General features: G+C 40.9%; 17 protein-coding genes. 6 read left to right on the top strand and 11 right to left on the bottom strand.

Translation table 11 applies throughout. The features are described from left to right. Positions 1–113 precede the first annotated feature (113 nt). Together ovoA and FET73_RS07085 are read left to right on the top strand one after the other, a co-directional pair. Complete coding sequence (gene ovoA, locus FET73_RS07090; RefSeq protein WP_154223253.1) at positions 114–2228, top strand: 5-histidylcysteine sulfoxide synthase; 2115 nt, start codon at positions 114–116, stop codon at positions 2226–2228. Then, complete coding sequence (locus FET73_RS07085) at positions 2204–3295, top strand: pyridoxal phosphate-dependent aminotransferase (protein WP_154223252.1); 1092 nt, start codon at positions 2204–2206, stop codon at positions 3293–3295. Before ovoA ends, FET73_RS07085 begins: the two co-directional genes overlap by 25 nt. Here FET73_RS07085 and FET73_RS07080 read toward each other — a convergent pair. From FET73_RS07080 to FET73_RS07060, 5 genes are all read right to left on the bottom strand, one after another. After that, complete coding sequence (locus FET73_RS07080; RefSeq protein WP_154223251.1) at positions 3283–5046, bottom strand: GGDEF domain-containing protein; 1764 nt, start codon at positions 5044–5046, stop codon at positions 3283–3285. The two genes, FET73_RS07085 and FET73_RS07080, sit on opposite strands and share 13 nt — an antisense overlap. A 142-nt stretch (positions 5047–5188) precedes the next feature. Beyond that, on the bottom strand, positions 5189–5695 hold the full coding sequence (locus FET73_RS07075) for a GNAT family N-acetyltransferase (protein ID WP_154223250.1): 507 nt from the start codon (positions 5693–5695) through the stop codon (positions 5189–5191). Between the two features lie 18 nt (positions 5696–5713). Beyond that, a complete protein-coding gene (locus FET73_RS07070; protein ID WP_154223249.1) occupies positions 5714–7456 on the bottom strand; it encodes a GGDEF domain-containing protein in 1743 nt (580 codons plus the stop codon). 45 nt (positions 7457–7501) lie between these two features. Next, positions 7502–7675, bottom strand: coding sequence for a hypothetical protein (locus FET73_RS07065; RefSeq protein ID WP_154223248.1), 174 nt, complete (start codon positions 7673–7675; stop codon positions 7502–7504). Positions 7676–7742: 67 nt separating this feature from the next. Continuing rightward, the gene (locus tag FET73_RS07060) at positions 7743–8528 is read right to left on the bottom strand and encodes an SAM-dependent methyltransferase (RefSeq protein ID WP_343032277.1); all 786 of its coding nucleotides are present in this window, start codon (positions 8526–8528) and stop codon (positions 7743–7745) included. Positions 8529–8694: 166 nt separating this feature from the next. Here FET73_RS07060 and FET73_RS07055 point away from each other — a divergent pair, with 166 nt between their 5' ends. Next, entirely contained in the window at positions 8695–9501 is an 807-nt protein-coding gene (locus FET73_RS07055; protein ID WP_154223247.1) for a M90 family metallopeptidase, read from the top strand. Positions 9502–9589: 88 nt separating this feature from the next. Here FET73_RS07055 and FET73_RS07050 read toward each other — a convergent pair whose 3' ends face one another. From FET73_RS07050 to FET73_RS07025, 6 genes are all read right to left on the bottom strand, one after another. Further along, entirely contained in the window at positions 9590–11008 is a 1419-nt protein-coding gene (locus FET73_RS07050) for a DUF4407 domain-containing protein (RefSeq protein ID WP_154223246.1), read from the bottom strand. Between the two features lie 163 nt (positions 11009–11171). Beyond that, complete coding sequence (locus tag FET73_RS07045) at positions 11172–11417, bottom strand: hypothetical protein (RefSeq protein WP_154223245.1); 246 nt, start codon at positions 11415–11417, stop codon at positions 11172–11174. 27 nt (positions 11418–11444) lie between these two features. Next, positions 11445–12830: an ATP-dependent RNA helicase DbpA gene (gene dbpA, locus FET73_RS07040; RefSeq protein WP_154223244.1), complete on the bottom strand. Its 1386-nt coding sequence runs from the start codon at positions 12828–12830 to the stop codon at positions 11445–11447. Positions 12831–13102: 272 nt separating this feature from the next. Continuing rightward, positions 13103–14077, bottom strand: a complete 975-nt coding sequence (locus tag FET73_RS07035; RefSeq protein ID WP_154223243.1) for a hypothetical protein — start codon at positions 14075–14077, stop codon at positions 13103–13105. 177 nt (positions 14078–14254) lie between these two features. Next, positions 14255–15454 carry an RtcB family protein gene (locus FET73_RS07030; RefSeq protein WP_154223242.1) on the bottom strand — a complete coding sequence of 400 codons (1200 nt, stop codon included), beginning with the start codon at positions 15452–15454 and terminating at the stop codon, positions 14255–14257. Between the two features lie 422 nt (positions 15455–15876). Beyond that, positions 15877–16506: a sulfotransferase family 2 domain-containing protein gene (locus tag FET73_RS07025; protein WP_218944287.1), complete on the bottom strand. Its 630-nt coding sequence runs from the start codon at positions 16504–16506 to the stop codon at positions 15877–15879. A gap of 96 nt (positions 16507–16602) precedes the next feature. Here FET73_RS07025 and FET73_RS07020 point away from each other — a divergent pair, with 96 nt between their 5' ends. The 3 genes from FET73_RS07020 to FET73_RS07010 all read left to right on the top strand — a co-directional run bounded on the left by FET73_RS07020 (position 16603) and on the right by FET73_RS07010 (position 20511). After that, on the top strand, positions 16603–17430 hold the full coding sequence (locus FET73_RS07020) for a DUF4097 family beta strand repeat-containing protein (protein WP_154223240.1): 828 nt from the start codon (positions 16603–16605) through the stop codon (positions 17428–17430). Between the two features lie 146 nt (positions 17431–17576). Continuing rightward, the gene (locus FET73_RS07015) at positions 17577–18968 is read left to right on the top strand and encodes a M12 family metallo-peptidase (RefSeq protein WP_154223239.1); all 1392 of its coding nucleotides are present in this window, start codon (positions 17577–17579) and stop codon (positions 18966–18968) included. 139 nt (positions 18969–19107) lie between these two features. Beyond that, the gene (locus FET73_RS07010) at positions 19108–20511 is read left to right on the top strand and encodes a hypothetical protein (protein WP_154223238.1); all 1404 of its coding nucleotides are present in this window, start codon (positions 19108–19110) and stop codon (positions 20509–20511) included. The last annotated feature ends 2 nt before the right edge of the window (positions 20512–20513 follow it).

The following is a 20513-nucleotide window of genomic DNA, read 5'->3' as shown; positions in this document are numbered from 1 at the left end:
TATGGCTTTAAGTGTTCGCTTATCCCTATTGTACCGATGTTTTCTGGCTATATTTATGAAAGAAAACTTGCTAAGATATTGTCTGTTGTCACTTTACCAACCACACTCACAAGATGCAAAAACACACACATACGCCGCACATTGATGTGTGCGATGCGACATCCTTACGCAACCAAATTAAAAGTCACTTTTTAATGGGCTTTGAAAAATTTGAATCTTTACACCAAACTTTGACCTCAGATAAAGCCTATTATCAGCAACCTGAACCACTTCGACACCCCATTATCTTTTACCTCGGTCACACGGCGGTATTCTTTGCTAACAAGTTAAAGGTAGCAAAAATCATAAACCATTCAATAGATGACGCCATCGAATCGATGATGGCCATTGGTGTCGATGAAATGTCTTGGGATGACTTAAACCAAACCAATTACCAGTGGCCCCAAGTTTCGGCCGTTTATCAATACCGACAAAAAGTAAAAACCTTGGTATCAGAATTGATAGACTCGCTGCCATTGACCACACCCATTACTTGGAATGACCCTTTTTGGATTATTCTGATGGGTATAGAACATGAACGGATACATTTAGAAACCTCATCTGTGTTGTTCAGGCAGTTAGACACAAAATTCCTCAAAGCCAGTGAAAATTGGCCAACAGCCTTCGGCAAGGATGAGTCCACTGCACTCAAAAATCAATTGTTGCATGTCGATGCCACAACAGTCACTCAAACCAAAAGCAATAAAACCTATGGATGGGACAATGAATACGGCCAACTGACCACAGAAGTCAACGCATTCAAAGCCAGTCAATTTCTGGTCAGTAACGCTGAATTTCTTGAATTTGTCGATGATGGCGGTTATCAGGACACACAATGGTGGTGTGAAGAAGGTGCTTCTTGGCTGGCCTATACCCAAGCACAGCATCCACATTTTTGGCGTCGTGTTGGTAAACAATGGCAATACCGCAGCCTGCTATCTTGGCATGACATGATTTGGCAGCTTCCTGTGGATGTTAATTACCTTGAGGCCAAAGCTTTTTGTCACTGGCTGGCTGCCAAAACGGGCAAGCCCATTCGCTTACCGAGTGAAGCCGAATGGTATGCATTGGCTCAATTTGTAGGCATCAATATCAATGAAAGCCCACAGGCTAAAACGGCCAATTTGCACTTGGCACATGGCGCATCCGCGGTCGCAGTCAACCGTTTTCTTTTTGGAGAACAGCAGTTTGGCGATGTGGTCGGTAATGTGTGGCAGTGGTGCGAAACCGCCATAGATGCCCTGCCGGGATTTAAAGTACACCCTGCCTATGACGACTTTTCAGTGCCCACATTCGATGGTCGCCACAACTTAATAAAAGGCGGTTCTTGGGCCAGCACAGGCAATGAAGCACTGCCTGAATCTCGATACGCATTCAGGCGTCATTTTTTCCAACATGCCGGTTTCAGGTATGTTGAATCGGAGCAAACCATCACTCAACATTTCAACACATACGAAACAGATGAACTGATTTCACAATACCTAGAGTTTCATTACGGCGAGGAATACTTTGGCGTAGCCAACTTTCCCAAAGCCTGTATTGACACCATCATTAAACACAGCAACAAACAGAGCTTCAACCGAGTCTTGGACTTGGGTTGCGCCGTGGGAAGAAGCAGCTTTGAACTCGCGCATTATGCTCAGCATGTCGATGCGGTTGACTTTTCCACACGATTCATACGCAATGCCATCAACCTCATCAAGCACCAAGAAATCAAATACATGATACCTATTGAAGGTGACATCACTGAAGCCAAACAAATTCAGTTGTCGCAATTAAACTTGGGAGATAAGGTGCACAACATTGAATTCACCCAAGGTGATGCATGTAACCTGAAGGACAAATACCGAAATTATGACTTGGTGTTTGCAGGCAATTTGATTGACCGACTGTATCAACCTGCATCATTTATTCATGACATCAAAACACGAATCAATCCTGCAGGCTATTTGGCCATCACTTCCCCTTATACTTGGCTTGAAGAGTTTACAAACAAGGAAAATTGGCTCGGTGGCTACAAGAAAAATGGTGAAAACGTGCAAACTTTGGACCATTTAAAAGCACTGCTCTCTCCTGAGTTTGAACTCGTTCACCATCAGGACATTCCTTTTGTTATTCGTGAAACTGCTCGAAAACACCAACACACACTGGCACAATTCAGCTTATGGAAAAAAACTTCAAAAACCTGACCATGATGAGCTGGTCTGACCGCTGGCCCAATGCAATGCCTTTATCAAACAGCAACCCAGAACCATTTACGGCTGCAGAATTGAGTGAGTTAACGGGTCAAGACTGGTTAGCATTGCCATTGAATGATTTGGACTACCAAACAGCCCAAGGCGACCCTAATTTGCGCTCTGACATGGCCCAACAATGGTACCCAAAATGCCAGCCCAATGATGTAATGCTGTGTGCTGGCGCGCAAGAAGCGCTGTTCATTGCTTTTCAAACCTTGGTTAAATCTGGCGAGCATGTCGTCTGTTTTACACCCGCCTTTGAACCTTTGATTCTGATGCCTGAGCAAATAGGTGCACGGGTCACCAAACTGCCCTTGGGCAGCAACTGGGAGATTGATTTCAATGCCCTAGAGGATGCACTGAAAGATCATGCCAAACTGCTGGTACTGAACTTCCCTCACAACCCAACAGGTGCGCACATCAGTATTGAAATCTTAGAAGAAATCATTCAATTATGCGAAAAATACGGTGTTTGGGTCTTGTCTGATGAAGTCTTCAGAGGACTTGAACACAACAAAAACGACCGTTTACCGGCTGTTGCTAACATCTATCCTCAAGCCGTGAGCTTGGGGGTGATGTCTAAAGCCTTTGCCCTACCCGCCATCAGATTAGGCTGGCTGGTATGCCAAGATAAAAACACCTACCAACAGATGCTGGAGATTAAAAACCACCTTTCAATTTGTGTCAGCGGTCTTGATGTGGCATTCATGAAAAAAATGGTGCCTTTTGATGAATTGATATGGCAACGCAGTGTCGATTTAACCAACCAGAACAAGAAGTTACTTCAAAAAGCCCTGATTAATCACCCCACATTCCATTGCCAAATGGGTACCGCATCCGCCACCTGTTTCATTGGGTGTCAAAATGATCAAATATGGACAGCAAGCCTGGCCCAAAATCACCAATTGAAATTGTTACCCGGATTTTGTTTTGCCACCGAAAAGCAAGGTTTCAGACTGTCCCTTGGTCAAAAGAATTTCAAACAAACCATGGATACTTGGCTTAATTATTCAGTGTGAGCCAAGTCAAAACGGTAAACACGGTTTCTGCCTCTTGCTTTGGCTTGATATAAGGCCTCATCAGCATGGCTGATTAACGTTTGCCATTGGTATCCCGAAGTCAAAGATGAAGCAACACCAAAGCTGGACGTCATCTTCAAATCAGCATCAATGTCAGAAAAGTCCAAAGCAGCAATCCCTTCTCTGATTTGATTCAATTTATTCATCATATCCCGACTGTTGGTTTCAATGATAAACAGGCCAAACTCTTCACCTCCCAAACGACCCAACAACATCCTGTCAGACAACTGAGTTTGGCAATAGGCAATAATCCTTTTCAGCACCAAGTCACCTTTTAAATGACCGAATCGATCATTCACTGATTTGAAATGATCCAAATCCATGATGGCCAAATGTAGAATTAAATCTTTAATCTCCAGCCGGTTCAACATCAACTTCACCTGTGTTTCAAAAGTTTGCCTGTTGTAACAACCGGTTAAATAGTCTTTTGCGGCTGCTTCTTTAACCACTTTGTGCTTGCGCATCAAACGCACAGCCCAAAAAATCAACAACAAACCCAGCAATGAAATCACAGCGGTGATCAAGCGTTGGTTCAACATGTTTTTTTGTGCTAAATCTTGCTCAATATGCAATATTTTATTTTGTTTACTCAATATTTCATTCTGCAGTTGACCCGCCATGGATTCATGATTGACTATTTGATAGGCGACTTGTTTGTTTTGTTTGTCCTTATAAAACTGCTCCATTTCATGTTGAACCAACTCCATATATTCCAGCGCTTTCTCGACTTGACCGCTGTTTTTATAATGAGAAACCATTAACTTAAGATAGACAATTTTATTTTCTGAATTTTCAAAATTATTACTTTCATTCAACAGTTCATCAATCACATGCAATTTGACTTCTTCGTCACCCAATTTAAACATAAGCTGTGACTTAACCAGCAAAAGGTTTCGTGATAAATAAGGATAAGCAATCCTATTGATTGCATCTTCATGACTGACAATTTCCGCCAACAATTCATTCCAATCAATGTCCTCTCGGCCACTTTTGACTAAATAACTGTACCATTCCAACTTAAGTAAATAGGCATAAATAGGTTCTTTTACAGAATAACAATAATCAAAAACTTGATTGATTTCCGCTTCATCAACTTGAGCATTCCCTTGTTTCATGTATGTATACGCGCGGTTGTATTTCCCTTTACACTGATCAGATGGCTTGTCACTTTCATCCATTAACAACTCAGAGAATTGTAAGCTTAAAGGGTATTGTTCAATATAGGAATAAACGATGAAAGCAGCTGAATAAACCACCGTAAGCAAATGCTTGTCATCCACATCCGAAACGTGAGTTAATGAATAATCCAAAGCTTCGATGGCGGCCTTATAACGCTTCATGTAGCTGTATATGTTGGCTTCCATGTTTTTGATGCGGATTCTGACCCTGGGATCTTCACAGGCTTCAAAAAGTTGCTTAAAACCTGTCAAAGATTGATTGAATCCGTTTAACAAGGCATGGTTGTATTGTTCTAAATAATGATAAAAACAGCGTTGATAATCATTGAATTGAAATTTATGGGCATTGATTTCTGAAAGCAGTTTTTCATAATTCTTCACATCCCCTGTTCTCTGATCCTCCGCCTTTAACAGTATATTGTCAATTTCTTCAGCACTGAGGCTTTTAGGTTCTTGGGCCAATGATAAAAACGCCACAAAAAGCAAAACAATCACACACCACCATTTGTACATTGACTCCCCTTATGTTTGCTATTTTTTTAATTATATCATGAATCACCTGAACTCATGATGATAAACAACCACTTGGTATCTCCAGAGTAGACTGTGCTTCCTTTATACAGTTGGCTATACCCTCGTTTGTCATAATAGCTGATCAAGCAGCAAAAACACTTCTATCTGCCAACCACAAGTCACTGTTTGTGCTGTTTTTTTGTTGGCTTTTTAACTGTCTGAAATTTAATTGTCGGTACAACTTATGTGCATGGACATTGTTGACATGGATTCTGGCGTATATAAGCTGCAGACCATCCACTTCTGAGGCTTTTTTGAACAGCAGATGATTGGCTTTTTTGCCCACACCATGGCCCGTTAATCCACTTGACAACATGATGCCCATCTCTGCCGAAAATTTACATTTGGGTTTAAAACTGTATTGAATAATTCCGGCTTTGATTTCTTCTTTTGATTCACTTGTGGCCACAATCAAAAACAACTTATTCTTACTGGCTAAGTACCTCTCAGAAAAATAATAGTCGAAATATTTTTTGCACACTGCTTCAGTTAAAGGCTGAGCTATGAACTTCATGGTTTCAGGACTCATGTACAATGAACGATAAAAATCCCAATCTCCCAGAACCATCGGCCTTAAAGAAATGTTCATTGAAAATCTGAAAGGGGGTTAATTAATGTATTGATACCGCACCCACTGGTTCCTGCCCCTGGATTTGGCTTGGTATAGGGCCAAATCGGCATGGCCCAACATCATTTGCATGGTGTGTCCCGACAGTTCGCTTGATGTGATACCAAAGCTTGCTGTGATTTTGATGTCATGGCCAGACTCAGAACAATCCAATTTTTCAATTGATCCTCTTATGCCCTCAATTCTTGAATCCATCTCCTTGCTGCTCATTGCGCTTCCCAGGATTCCAAACTCCTCTCCACCCAATCTGCCAATGACCATTTTAGAATCCAAATGTTTTTTAACCTCATAAATCACATGCTTCAAAATCCAATCACCTGTCAAATGACCATGTTCATCATTGACCTTTTTGAAGAAATCTAAATCAAGTATCGCCAAATGCGTTTCATCACCTGAATTGTTTGCCGTCTCCAATACTTCAGCAAACGCCACTTCAAACCCTTTTCTGTTCAACACTTTGGTTAAATGATCCATAGCAGCAAGCGACTCTAATTCATCATGCCTTTTTTTCATGCGATAGACCACATAAACCAATACCGACAAAACAAACAGCAACAAAGCCAGTAACAACTTGTTATTCATCGCTTCTTGATGGTCCAGCTGTTGCTGAATTTTAAGTAAATTATTGGTCTTATTCAGCTGTTCATTTTCTAACTCTCTGGCCAAATTTGCATGCTGCACATTCATGAATGCCATTTGTTTCAATTGGTTATCTAGATTCAATTCTGATTCTATCTTTGCCAATTTACTCAAGTAATAATAAGCTTGGGCATGGTCTCCTGCTTCAGCAGCGATGGACTCAAGGACTTTATAAGCCATCACCCGCGGTTCGTTATCACCCATGGTGTCTGGCGAATCAATGACTTGCTTGGCCAACAAAGCCGCTTCATCAACCTGACCTAGCATCCAATGCATTTTTGCCCTTAAACTCATGTCAGTAAGTTCGACACTTTTCAAAAGTTTTACTGTACTTATCTGAGCATTACTATTTAACTCTCCAAGATAGTACTCAAGTATCTGATTATCATATGGCCTAATTAGTTTCTCTAATTGTTTGGATATCCAAATCAACTTAAGATAATGGCCCATTGTGTTATGGCCATTTTTTACACACTGATTAAAAGTAAAATTAATATCTGCCTCAGAATAATCTTTTAATTCTCCCTTTAAAGAGGCAGAACCATAAAGTGTTTGAGCACGACACAACTCCCAAGTATCTGTTGCTTGATTCATTAACAATTGAGAAAATTTTAAGCTCAATTCATATTGGTTGGTTAATAAGTATGTATTGGCAATTGCATAAAAAATTAAATTTACCAATTTTTGTTCCTTCACTTCTTCTATATGTTCCGAAACAAAATTTAAGCTTAAGAAAGCTTGCTCGTAAGAGCCGGTAAAAGCATGGAGGTTTGATATTGTCAGCTGCGACCTTATTTTTACCTTTAAGTTATGGGTTTTTTGAAAAACTGTGTTTAGTTTAGATTTGGCTTGGTCATACTCACCTGAAGCGATGTCAACAAAAGCAGTTAAATATTCTAATTCATCCTTTTGGTCTGGCTCTAAATCGCTTTTTTGTTTTATTAACTCATTGAGGATGTTTTTAAATTTTTCATGGTCAGAAATTTTAATTTGCTCTGCTTTAACAAACAATTCTTCAATTGATTTATTATCGGCATGACAACTAAAAACCATAAACAACAAAAAGCCACTGAAAATATTCAATGGCCTTATAGTGTTTTTAAAAAATGATATCCAGTGATTCAAAAATTAATCTTCATCATCATCAGGCGCTACTAAACACACCATTTCTTCACTATGAATCATGGCCTTGGCCATCATTTTTTCGTCTTGGTCGTTGGCTGCTAACATCTGTTTGATTGAAGGGTATTGCTTCAATGAACTGCTTTGACCCATTTTTTCTAATGATTGTATGATATTCATAATTCCTCTTTTTATTTATTAATTAGATTTACACGCCAATAAATCCTAACAAAATACCAAGAGATTATCAATCGATTTTTTCAGCCAAATCAATCACTTCTGAGCGTGGCACTTTCTTTTCACTGGGCGGTATCACCAAGGTCGTTTTCATGCTCATTTTTTGCGAAGCCAAATCTTTCAATGCAACCGTTAATGTCCAAGTCTCTTCAATCGGCAGCACCGCACACTCGTATAAGGTAACCTGATGGTCAGCCGGATAAGTTTCAAGCAAGAGGTCCACCAGCAATTGTCGCTTGGTCTCAGATGTTTCAAACACCTTCAGGCTTTTATCTCCAGCCACACCCACTTGCCACAACACCAAATAGGCACTGGGATCGAAAGGTCGGTGATTGAATAAAAACTGACTGGCTTCAAAATGCGCACAACCATGCTTTCCTGGGTCGATACCCAAATCGGCATACAAGCAGTCTTCCGCAGAAACGCCGGGCTCCATGTGCGCGGTATAGCCTTCTGCTCTGGCTTGCTTGATGGTTTCGTGTGGTGGTAAGGCGAACACGCCGGGGTGACCATAAAATGCGCCACAAACCTTTTTCCCTGCCCTCACCTCATTCAGAATGGCTTCAGTCATCTCTCGGTAAGTTTGTAGGCGAGATTTACCTTCATTGTAAAAAGACTGCAAGCTAATGATGTTCGGGTTCATTGATTCAACCCACTGTTCAATCAAGCGGTTTGAAGCCGAAACAAAAACCACATCGGCTTGTTCTATGAATGTTCTGGACAAGGGCGTGATGTGTGACCCCAAGGTCATGCCTAAACCCACATTAACCAATGAACCTTTTGTATTGATGGACACTTTTTTCTCCCAAGTTTTGTATATGTCACACTATTAGCATAAATCATGATATGCCTGCTTTTTTGCCATGTGCTGTTTTATTATTATTTGCTAGACTGATAATTTTGAACCCAAGTGTTTTTTTTAATTTGAGTCCAAACTCGATGCTACAATACCCTATTTTCTTATGAGCAATCAACTCGCTTTAATTTTTGTCTTGATCATGCTGCTGTTGGCTGCATTGTTTTATGCTGTTTCTTTGATAAAAAAACGAAGAAGAAAAGCTGCTTTCAAGCTGCCTTTTCCTCCGGCATGGGAAGCACATATCACCAAACATGTCTCACTTTATAAATCTTTACCACAAGCTTTACAAGATGAATTGAAAGGTCACATCAATGTCTTTTTGTCTGAAAAATATTTTGAAGGTCACAATGGCATTGAAATCACCGACGAAATGCGGGTGGTGGTTGCAGCCCAAGCATGCCTGCTATTACTCAACAGAGAAACCAACTACTTCCCTCATTTAAAAACCATCATGATGTACCCATCTGCATTCAGAAACCCAAACTCCGAACAGGCTCACTTAGGAAACCTTGGCGAATCTTGGACACGTGGTCCAGTTGTGTTGTCTTGGGGACACAGTCTGCACGGTGGTAAAAATGACAATGATGGCAGCAATTTGGTCATCCATGAATTTGCCCACCAATTAGACCAAGAAGATGGCGTCGGCGATGGTACACCGATGCTGGAACATGGGCACATAAGGACTTGGGCCAAAGTCTTAAGCAAAGAATTCAATAGTTTAAAAATCAAAAAGAAATGTAAAAGAAAATCCTTTTTCAACAAATACGGTGCCACCAATGCGGCCGAATTTTTTGCCGTAATTTCTGAACATTTTTTTGAACAACCCAAAACGTTCAAAAAGAAGCACCCTGATTTATATGCCGAACTGACGAAATACTACAAGCTCGACCCCATTGATTGGGCAGACTAACACTCAAAGCAAACTGTATTTTTTATCAGGTTCACTAAAGCCCATTTTAACAGCCAAGCATGCTGTCACATGCCTGGCTTATTATGGGTTAAATTTGCTGTTCAACCGTAATCATCGGCGGAGCACGTTCGGCATTCCTGTTTTTTATTTCTCTTTCTGCGGCTTCTAATAAGGACTGCTCTTCTAACAAGGCCACTTGCATTTTGCGGTACATCTTCAGTGAGTAAAAACTGAATGGTGAGAAAAACAGTTTAATGATGACTGGCATCAGCTCAATGGCCACAAAGAATATTTTCAACATGGTGCTGAATAAAGTCGCCACTTCACCCAGTTCAGGATCAGCATGGATTTTATTCAATGCCAAATAACGCACCAGAAGGCCTGTTTTCTGTTCATAAAACAAGCCATCATTGATTAATTTGGTTCGAAATTCTGCCAGTTTGGTTTGTTTGTCTTGGATTTGTTGCGTTTGAAGCTGTTCCAAAGCTGTTAAATCGGCGCTTAATTGTAGCAGTTGATCATCATTCACGGTGACTTGGGTTTCTTTTTCGCTCAAGGCATTGCTCTTTAACTGAAAGTCATTCAGCTGCTCGGTGGTGGCTAAAATATCTGCTTCAATCAATGCCAAACGCTCTTTGTTACTTGCTATGTCTGCTTCTATGATGGGCATCAATGCCTCTAATTCTGTATAGGTTTTCACTGCCCTTTGGTACTTTGGCCCCTCGGTCGGTGCCCTGCCGTCTTTACCAGTTCGTTCTAAGATGGCCTCATTGAACCAGTATTGATAATCTGTTCGGGATTGGTTTAATCGCTCATTCAAATTTCCAATCGCATTGATGGTATTTTTCTGGTCTTTTTGTAACTCTTCCAAAGCCACCTGATAATGGTCTATGCTGCTGGCGATGGTTTGTTCATCGTAAGCTTCATCGGCATTTTTGATCAATTCTTGGCGAGTAGTGATGTCAGTGATTTGTTTTCTGGCTTGTTCAATTTTCAAAGCCGTGGCATCGACTGTGGTATCTAACTCCATTTCATAGTCACCCATGCGCTTGAAGTATTCTTGGTTGTTCTCTACCACATCTTTTTGAATCCGTTCATCAATCGCATTGGCCTGCAAAGAAATTTCAGCCAGTGTCGCCAAGCCTATCGCAATGATCAAGGAGTAAGCAAGGCGTGGAATCAAACCCATCATCATGCGCCATGGAATGCCTTTTTTGAACGGATTGCGCAAAGCCCAATCAGAACCAATGATGGCTTGATCAAGGAAAAACAAAGTCAAAGCAAAGACAAATCCGATGGTATAGGCACCTACTGGCGACAAAAACAAAGACACACCATAAGAAAACAATAAGAAGGTAAACGCGAAGGTCACCAATTGCCGAAACACCATGGCAAAAGCCAACATGCGATCATAACGACCGCTTTCCTTTAACACCTCGCTGTCGGTTAAGGACAGAAAGGCACAAACACGAAACCACAATGATTCTTTTTCAACGGACGTTCCCATATTGACCTCTTTTTGTATACATTTAAACAGTAACGTCGTGCTGGGCAAAAAGTTACCTATTAATTTACGACTACAAAACAGTCAAAAGGTTCCAATATTTTAGCGCAGGCACAAAAAAGGGCTGAAAACAGCCCCAATCAATATGATGTTTTATTAGCTTCAACTAACCATTGTCATCAATGATTTTACGCCTTTTGTCATCTGCTTTTTTAAGTTCTTTTTCCACTTCTTTGGCTTTTTGCAAGGCTCGTTCATGTTCAGACAACATGTGGGTCTTTTGGTCTTTGCCTTTGTTTGCTTGGACTTTGTTTGCATGGACTTTATTAACTTGTTTTGCTTGACTGTCTTCTGTTGCTGAACCACAGGCCAACAACGATAAAAACAACAACACACTCAATATATCTTTCATAACCACGCTCTGGGATAATGCTTTATCTTAGTCTTTAATCAGCCAGATTTTAAATGTTTTGCTCTTTATTTTGTCATTGCGCAACTTCTTCAGTGCGATTTCTGCCGCTTCGCGAGCCACGGCCACATAGGCACAATGGTCAAATAAATTGATTTTACCCACCTGTTTACCTTCAATGCCTTGCTTACCTGTCAATGCGCCTAAAATATCACCTGCACGCAGTTTTTGTTTTTTACCACCCGAAATGCGCAAGGTCATCATCGGTGGTTGGTAACCTGGTTGTCTTAGATACGATTTAGGTGGTAATGATTCTGCTTCAATATCTTGTTTCAAATAATCAGACAAACGCTTCACTTTGTGGCTTTCTTTATTCGCAAAGAAAGAATGTGCTGAACCTTGGTTACCTGCCCTACCTGTTCGACCAATCCTATGCACATGCACTTCACAATCACTGGCAATGTGGTAATTAACCACCATGTCCAAAGCATCGATATCTAAACCACGGGCTGCCACATCGGTTGCCACCAAAACACTGGTGCTCTTGTTGGCAAATTGAATCAATCGTTGGTCGCGGTCTTTTTGTTCTAAGTCACCGTGTAAGGCTTTAACATGAAAACCTTTGTCCAACAGACCCACAGCCACGTCTTTACAATCGGCCTTGGTATTACAAAAAACCAAAGCAGATTCTGGTCGCTGAGACAACAACAGTAACTTAATGCCATCGATGCGCTCTTGGTTGTCTGAAACTTTATAAAAATGCTGCGAAATGTCACTGTCGTTGTTTCCCTTGACTTTGACCATCACGGGTTCGCGCATCACGCGATCGGCCATGTCAGCAATCGTTTTAGGATAAGTGGCACTGAATAACAAGGTTTGTCTGTGGTTCGGCACCCGCTGAATAATCTCATCCAACTGATCTTGAAAGCCCATGTCCAACATGCGATCGGCTTCATCCAAAACAAAATGATTCAACTCGTCTAAAAGTAAATTGCCACGTTCCAAATGATCAAAAACACGACCTGGTGTCCCAATCACAATGTGTGCACCATGCTCCAACGAATTCGCTTGATTCCTAGAAGGCACACCACCACATAGGGTGATGATTTTGACATTGGGTATGGCCGTGGCCAGTTGCCTGATGCTGTTGGCCACTTGATCGGCCAATTCACGTGTCGGACACAGGATCAATGACTGAATCGCCAACAATGAAACATCAAGATCATTCAACAAGGCCAATCCAAAAACGGCCGTCTTACCAGAACCAGTTTTGGCTTGACCAATCACATCTTTTCCAGCCAATACTTTAGGCAAAGCCTCACCTTGAATCGGTGTCATTTCATCAAAAGACAATCGTTTGAGGTTTTCTAATAAAGCGGGTTTGAGTTTTAATTGACTGAATTGACGAGATGACATGAGTAATTCCTGATGGCGGGCGTTAACCCAATTAATTTGATTGTTATGATAATTTTGGCGCATTGTACACGCAATACTTAATTATAATGTGTTTGACTGCGTTATTTAAGCAAAAAAAAGAGTCGAAATTTCGACTCTTTAATTTTTTCTTCAGCGCTTGTTTGCGCTGTTGCCGTTTGGCCTTTTCGGTTTTTTCATGAGCCCCGCCTTTGTGCATACTGGCCGCACGTGCCACGGGATTTCTTATAGTGCGTCTGATGGTTATGTTATTTCTACGAGGCATGTTTTAGCTCCTCTGTTAAGTTTGTGTTTAAGTTCAAATTGAACCATTGGCATTTGGTTTTGTGTTGTTTTTCAAAGCGTTTCATTTTTTTAGCAGCAAAACGGTCTTGTTGCAAAAAATCAGGCGCTTGTTCTGACAACTTGAAGCCAAATTGCTTGGGCAGCTTGGTATACAATGACTTGGGTGGTTGTGAATACTGCCCTATCTGTTTCAAAGCACACCCAGTTTGGTGTTCATACATATAAATACGTTTGGCACCAATTTCATTGCGGATGAATTCCACCGCTGTACACAACATCGCCTCGTGCCATACAGACAACAAAGGTTTGATGAAGCGATTCACATAACGGTCCAACAGTTGCCAGTTTACAAAGCCATGAAACTCAGCCTCTTCTTGCATTTCTTCACCCGATAAAAAATCATGCCAGCCCAAGGCTTTGCGCAACCAATCATTTTGAATTTCTTCTATCAACACCTCAGACAAGTCATCTGAAACATCCAATCTGGCCCAAGCCAACGTTTGCTTTTGGGCGTGAATTGGGTGGCTGTGGCATTTAAATTGGTCACCGTTTCTTGTAGACAACTTATCCAAAAAGCGGTCATGCTGTGATGAAAAGTTCAACTGCAACACCAGGTTATGACCTTTTCTACAGGTTTGTTGCCAGCTGGGTGAATCACCACCCCAAGACCCTAAAGTCAAGGTAAAGTGATGTAAATCCAGACCCCACAGTTGTTCAACCATCCACGGGTGAATTTGTTGACCACCGCATGATGCCAACCAATTTTTAACCACTGGTTTATTGAACAAATGTGCCATGGCACCTTGTTTTAATGTGTGTACTTTTGTTTTTTCTTTGACTATTTGTTGTAACAAAAACAAGCAGTACTTGTCTTTGAAATAGTGTATTTTTGTTTTATCCTCAGATAAGCAATACATCAACTCGTCGAGTAATTCTTTGTCCATGACAATTCTCTAAAATTTCTTTAATTTGTTTTAAGTGTTTAAGTTCTTTTTTCATCTGTTTACTTATTACTTTCATATTCAATCTCTTATAAGCGCCCCAAGCTACTGACTTGAGGCTCGTTAATCATTAACATGGTCATCATTAACATGGTCATCATGGACATGTTCTTCGCTTACTCAGCCTTTGACACAAACCACTTGTTTCAATGTGTGGACAATGTCCACCAAATCACTCTGGTTGGCCATCACTTGATCTATGTCTTTGTAAGCACTGGGTATTTCATCCAACATGCCTTTGTCTTTGCGGCATTCAACGCCTTGTGTCTGCTCATCCAAATCTCGCGTATTGAATGACCGCTTGGCTTCTGTGCGGCTCATGCTTCTGCCCGCACCATGTGAACATGAACAAAAACTCATCGCCGAACCTTTGCCTCTGACAATGAAGGATTTGGCACCCATTGATCCTGGAATGATGCCCAATTCACCCTCGCCTGCTCGAATCGCACCCTTGCGGGTTACGATAACTTTTTCACCAAAGTGCGTTTCATGCGCAATGTAATTGTGGTGACAGTTAATGGCTTTCTTGGTCAATTTGAACGCAGGCAGTTTCGACGCCTTTAAAGCATCCACCACCAAATTCATCATTTCCATGCGGTTGATCCAGGCATATTCTTGCGCCCAGTCAACAGCTGCCACATAGTCTTCAAAATACTTCGAACCTTCACGCAAGTAAGACAAGTTCACATCAGGCAAATGTTGCTGATGTCGCTGCATGTCCTTCTTGGCCAGATTAATAAAGTACCTACCAATCACATTGCCAATCCCGCGAGAGCCCGAGTGCAACATGATCCAAACGTCATCGTTTTCATCTAAGCACAACTCAATGAAGTGGTTTCCACCACCCAAAGTGCCCAATTGTCGATGCCATGTTCTGTTGAAATTACGCAACATTTTCATGATAGCAGGATGCTTGGCCACCAAGTCATCAAGTGGCTTATCCAAACCATTAACCGTTGAACGGTTAACCACCGTCTTGCTGTGGTGGTTAAAGCCCACGGGCACACGTTTTTCAATCTCACGTCTGACACCGTACAAGTTGTCAGGCAGGTCTTTGGCCGTTAGACTGGTTCTCACCGCATTCATGCCACAACCAATATCTACACCCACTGCAGCGGGTATCACCGCATTCAAAGTGGGTATCACTGAACCTACGGTGGCCCCAATACCCAAATGCACGTCTGGCATGGCTGCGATGTGGTGGTGCACAATCGGCAAATTCGCGATGTTAACCAACTGGTTAATCGCCTGTGGCGCCACGTCCTCTGTGTATATTTTTATCGGCACGCGCGCTTTGTTTATTTCTATCTGTATGCCCATGGCATATCTCCTGATCACTGAATGACAAGGCTCAAACCCCAACAATGAAATACACTGCCGGTTTATTTCAGGCAGCCGAAAGCCCCTGACATAAGCCCCTAAAGGCAAACTTGTCATATCAAAATAATTTTGGCTGATTTTGTGGTATTAGTGCAGAGATAAAACTGCAGGCACAAAAAAAGCCTGAATGGAACCATTCAGGCTTTTCTATAAAGTGTGTCTGAATGGCGTCCTAGCCTTTCAAACGAATTTTGTTCGTAAGTTGGCTATACATTTTTTAAGTTAAATTGTTGTTTCATGAAAGCCTCCTTTAGCGTCTGTGTTTGGAACTTATTTATTAATTCAAATGGCGACCGTTCGCCAATGTCTGATGATTATGTTTAAAAATGTCTTAAAGTCAACGGATAATTGTTATTTTTTCGTTAATATTCAAAATGGTAATCAAAGGTCTCAATGTCTTTGGCCCATATATTCGCCACTTTTTGCTGCGTTTCTTTGTTGTAATAACTTTGAAATGGTTGTTTTTTGATTTTGTTGATGTGGGGTATTTGGGTACAGTCTAGCTTTATTTTTTCACTGATGTATTTCAGTGATTCATGCAAGTGCTCAAACTTTCCGACATAATCCAAATCCAATTGACCCTGTTGATTACAAAGCACATTGAACTGATGCGCGGCCGGCCTTTGACCCTGGTAAGTAATGTAGTCCTCAAAAGTCATTTGGCTTAACTTTTTATGCCGAGAATGCGTGCTTTGGGTTTTGATGTATTCAAATTCTGATACCAATCGATCCCAAGGGTTTCTGACAAAAGCAAACTTAAAATAGTTTTGATACTTTTCAGCGGGCATGCTTTTTTCTGCTTCAATCAAGGCAGAATGTTTGCGAAAACTGTAGTTATGGTAATCAACAGCAAAGCCGTTCCGGCTCAATAATTTATACCAAAGTTGATTGTTTTTCGGTAAGGACACCTGCTCAAGGATCTGTCGCAAACTGGTGCCTGCGGCTTTCCTTACGTGAACAAAAATAAATTGGTGACTGTCTGAAATCAGCATGGTTAATCTATTCCCAAAAAAATCAAAACGCATTGTAACATTGTATTAAATCATGCGTTTATAATGGTATTGAAAACAAAAACAGAGGAAAACTATATGCATCAATTAGGCATGAAAAGTAAAACAATAATTTTGGCAGCTGGTATCACTTTGGCGCTTTCTGCCTATGCAGGCAAAGACCTGTCATTTGATCGACAACTGACTCTAGAAGCCAGCCGTGTGGACGGTTTAGAAGTTGATGCCGGTGCCGGTCACATGGAAATTGTGGGCGCAGATGTCGATGTGATTACAGTTGAGGCCAAGATTGAATCAGACAAGTATAATGACATGGATGATTTTGAATCTGCTTTTGCCGATGACATGGAATTTGAACTCAAACGCGACCAAGGTTTTGCTTTATTGAAAGCAAAGAGTAAAGACAAGCTGTTTTCAAACCCTGAAATCAGTATTCATTTAACCATTCAAGTACCACAGTCGTTTGACTTGATCGTAGATGACGGTTCTGGTCACATAAAAATTTCTGATATAGACGGTTCTGTTGAAGTTGATGACGGCTCTGGTCATATCGAGTTAAGCAACATCAAAGACGAAGTAGAAATTGATGATGGTTCTGGCCACATAGAATTATCAAACATTCAATCAGAAGTAGAAATTGATGACGGCTCCGGCAATGTCATTGCCAAAGACATCACTGGCGAATTCACCATTGATGATGGTTCTGGGGAAATTAAATTAAAGCAAATGGGTGGTAATGTTAATATCGAAGATGGCTCAGGCGCAATCCAAGCGAAACATGTGGCTGGCGACTTCACCGTTGACGATGGATCAGGATCAATTGACATCACTGATTTACAAGGAGAATTTAAGTTAATTGACGACGGATCTGGACACGTCAAAGTGAATGGAAAACCATACTCAAAATAGCCAGATATAACTTAACATCAGCCAGCAACCGTTTTCTAGGTTGCTGGCTGACACCCTCACCCGCTCAAAAAATATGTCCAAAATTTAGTGAGTGCCCTCTATAGCTCTGATAAAATCATTGAACACCACTATTTTGAAGAGCACCCATGTATACCAAACTATTTAACTTCATTTTATTTCTATTATTACTTATCTTTTCCCATATAGTTTCCGGTGAAACCAGCTCAGTTCTCAATGCTTTACAAGCACCACCGACAATTTCACCTGATAAAACACCCATTGAACAAAGTTGGCATATCAACCCTAAAACAAAGAATCAGCTTTTTGATGCCCGCGTTAATCAAGCCATTCAAGTTAATGGTTTCCCTCAATTGGTTAAACTTGAAAATGAAAAATTTTCACCCATCATACAAAACATACAATTAACCCGCTATGAGTTGATGGCACCAGGTGCAGAAATAACGTTACTGAGCGACCAAGGCAAACAAATCATTGCGCCTATAGAAGTAATGGCATTCAGTGCAGCCAAACATGGCTTAGGTTTGTTGGTTGATGCTAAAACTGGAGATGTAACCGGCATGGTGATTGAAAAAGGGATTAGCTTTAATATCACAGGTAATTTACAAACAGGCCTCGACTTCCGAGTTAATTCAGTGCCAAAAAATTCACATGATGCCTCGTCCTCTTGCTTATCTTCTATTGAAAACCAGCCGGGTGATCCTTTGGCTGATATGAAAATGGCCATGAAATCCCACAACCTCTCAACAAACTTACAAGGTAGCATCGATTACGAAGCCATATTGGCTATAGATACAGATACTGAATGGATGGACGGGAAATCTAATAACGTCAACACCGCCATGAATTACATCAACACTTTATTTGTTAACATGAACGTTTATTTTGAAAGGGACGCTTCTGTGAAGTTCTTAATGGGCGATGTAACACTGCGAACCAATAACGACCCTTATCCAAACGAGCCGGACATCAGCAAAGCTTTGACAGATTTCGGTGAACATTGGCGTGTCAATCAATCACATATCTACCGTAATTTTGCCGCTTTACTCAGTGGACAAAACATCAATGCCAACAGTTTCTCTGGTATTGCTTGGATTAACCAGTATTGTGAAAATGGTTTTTTAGCAAATGGTGGAACAGCCACAGTAGGCAGTTACAGTGTCAACCGAATTGGTTCTAATGCTGGCACAGGTTTTATTGCACAATTTTTGGCCCACGAAATAGGACACAACATGGGATCGCCACACACCCATTGTTATACCCCTGCCTTAGACAATTGTTACAATGGTGAAGGTGGCAGCTGCTTTGGTGGCACGCCCACTTGCCCGGCTGGCGGCAAAGGTACGATTATGAGTTATTGCCATGTTGGCGCTCCTAATGGTGCAGGTTGTGGCTTAAGTGATGATGAATTTCATCCAACCGTTATTGACTTATTTGACAGCCGATTGGCCAGCAACTCACCTTCATGTATTGCACCATTTGGTTTTGATTTAATTTTTGAAAACGGCTTTGAAAATTAATATTTTTCTCCAACAACAATGCCACTGTAAACTCTTAAAAACAGTGGCATTACACTTTTTTATTCATAACAAATCAAATCAGTTTGAACCTATTTGAATTTTTTCATGTCCGACTTATTACTGATAACTGGAGTTTGATATGAAAAAAAATACCTGGGTCTTTGTCCTTGTCCTCAGCTTGATTACCATACTGTTTCCTGTATCCCATGCCATGATGGTGGCCGATCCTTCTGAATTGGTCATCAAAGAGTTTAATGGCAATCTCTATCAAATGAAGCGCAATGATTGGCACGAAGTCAACAGTTATTCAGACTTAGAAGGTCATCAAGTTAAAACCAAAGACTGGTATAAAATCATCAAATCAGACCCAGCCAATGAAGCCAATGCTTTACTGCATGCCTTGAGTCAATTCCTAGACAAAGATGAACTTTGGCCTTACGTTGAGGCGGGTTTATTAAGAAAGAACAACCCATCAATTCCGGTATATGACCAAGTGGCCAACAATGCCTACCAAGCTTGGCCTCGTCAAAGTAAATTACACTCACTCGAATATATTAGAACAAATCCAATTTACGCCAAAAACTTAACCAAACAGGTCAATTGGGACAACCTTTTTAAATACCCCAGCAAAGAACAACTGTCACTGGACGACGCCATTGATAAATTAAAAACCACCTCTTTATTGAATCAAGATGATTACCAAGGCAAAAGACTCAGGTACCAAGCCATTAACCGCATAGCGATGCACACCAATGCTGATGATTTACTGCCTTTGATCAAAGATGAAAGCTTCGAAGTGGCCCTTGGCAGCTGGGTGGCTCTATCTAGACTGGCACCAAAACAAGTCGCCAAAACAGTGGTCGACCATTCCTTGTGGTTACAAGATGAAATTCAATACACTTATGGTTCGGGATGTATTCGACACACAGGCCAATTAGTGCCTGTGGTGGCCGCTTTGGATTTGTTTGTCGATTACTTATCAGCTGAGCAAATCAAGCAAGTTTTGACTGAAGTTCCTGACATGTGGGCTCAGAAAAAATTCGATCAGTTGAATGTCTCACACCCTAAAATCAAACCTCTTGTTTTGTCTATGAAAGCGGAAACGCATGTATTCAAACAATTAAAATATGTATTTAACAGCTGGAAACACAATGAAAAATACCAACAGATGGCTGAATTGGAAGCACCATTTACAGACATGAAACAAGCTTCCCGATATGTATCGGCAGTTGGTTTTGATAAAAAAATAGCCGACTTTCTACTAGAGTCATTGGCCTCTGATCCATCTGACAAAGAACTCAATCGTTTTATGCACTATGCTTTTAACAAAGAAAGTGAACACAGTTATCGCTATTTAAAAGCTTTGATAGCATCACCTTATTTTGAGCAAAACCACGCTGAAATAATTGAATACCTCATTGGTTACAAAAACGTCTGGCCAAAGAAATGGTTGCCTTTAAAGCAACAAATTGTAAATCAAATCAACCCTTTAAGATTTGAAGATAAATACTTACCAGTCAATATAAAACTGGCTTTAAACTAAAC

Source organism: Marinicella rhabdoformis, assembly GCF_009671245.1.
In the GTDB taxonomy this organism is placed as follows: domain Bacteria; phylum Pseudomonadota; class Gammaproteobacteria; order Xanthomonadales; family Marinicellaceae; genus Marinicella; species Marinicella rhabdoformis.
This window is presented reverse-complemented; position numbering and strand designations above follow the sequence as displayed.

Excerpts from the sequence above, each read along its gene's own strand:
- ovoA (WP_154223253.1), top strand. The coding sequence starts at position 114 with ATGCAAAAACACACACATACGCCGCACATTGATGTGTGCGATGCGACA.
- FET73_RS07085 (WP_154223252.1), top strand. The coding sequence starts at position 2,204 with ATGGAAAAAAACTTCAAAAACCTGACCATGATGAGCTGGTCTGACCGC.
- FET73_RS07080 (WP_154223251.1), bottom strand. The coding sequence starts at position 5,046 with ATGTACAAATGGTGGTGTGTGATTGTTTTGCTTTTTGTGGCGTTTTTA.
- FET73_RS07075 (WP_154223250.1), bottom strand. The coding sequence starts at position 5,695 with ATGAACATTTCTTTAAGGCCGATGGTTCTGGGAGATTGGGATTTTTAT.
- FET73_RS07065 (WP_154223248.1), bottom strand. The coding sequence starts at position 7,675 with ATGAATATCATACAATCATTAGAAAAAATGGGTCAAAGCAGTTCATTG.
- FET73_RS07055 (WP_154223247.1), top strand. The coding sequence starts at position 8,695 with ATGAGCAATCAACTCGCTTTAATTTTTGTCTTGATCATGCTGCTGTTG.
- FET73_RS07050 (WP_154223246.1), bottom strand. The coding sequence starts at position 11,008 with ATGGGAACGTCCGTTGAAAAAGAATCATTGTGGTTTCGTGTTTGTGCC.
- FET73_RS07045 (WP_154223245.1), bottom strand. The coding sequence starts at position 11,417 with ATGAAAGATATATTGAGTGTGTTGTTGTTTTTATCGTTGTTGGCCTGT.
- dbpA (WP_154223244.1), bottom strand. The coding sequence starts at position 12,830 with ATGTCATCTCGTCAATTCAGTCAATTAAAACTCAAACCCGCTTTATTA.
- FET73_RS07035 (WP_154223243.1), bottom strand. The coding sequence starts at position 14,077 with ATGGACAAAGAATTACTCGACGAGTTGATGTATTGCTTATCTGAGGAT.
- FET73_RS07030 (WP_154223242.1), bottom strand. The coding sequence starts at position 15,454 with ATGGGCATACAGATAGAAATAAACAAAGCGCGCGTGCCGATAAAAATA.
- FET73_RS07025 (WP_218944287.1), bottom strand. The coding sequence starts at position 16,506 with ATGCTGATTTCAGACAGTCACCAATTTATTTTTGTTCACGTAAGGAAA.
- FET73_RS07020 (WP_154223240.1), top strand. The coding sequence starts at position 16,603 with ATGCATCAATTAGGCATGAAAAGTAAAACAATAATTTTGGCAGCTGGT.
- FET73_RS07015 (WP_154223239.1), top strand. The coding sequence starts at position 17,577 with ATGTATACCAAACTATTTAACTTCATTTTATTTCTATTATTACTTATC.
- FET73_RS07010 (WP_154223238.1), top strand. The coding sequence starts at position 19,108 with ATGAAAAAAAATACCTGGGTCTTTGTCCTTGTCCTCAGCTTGATTACC.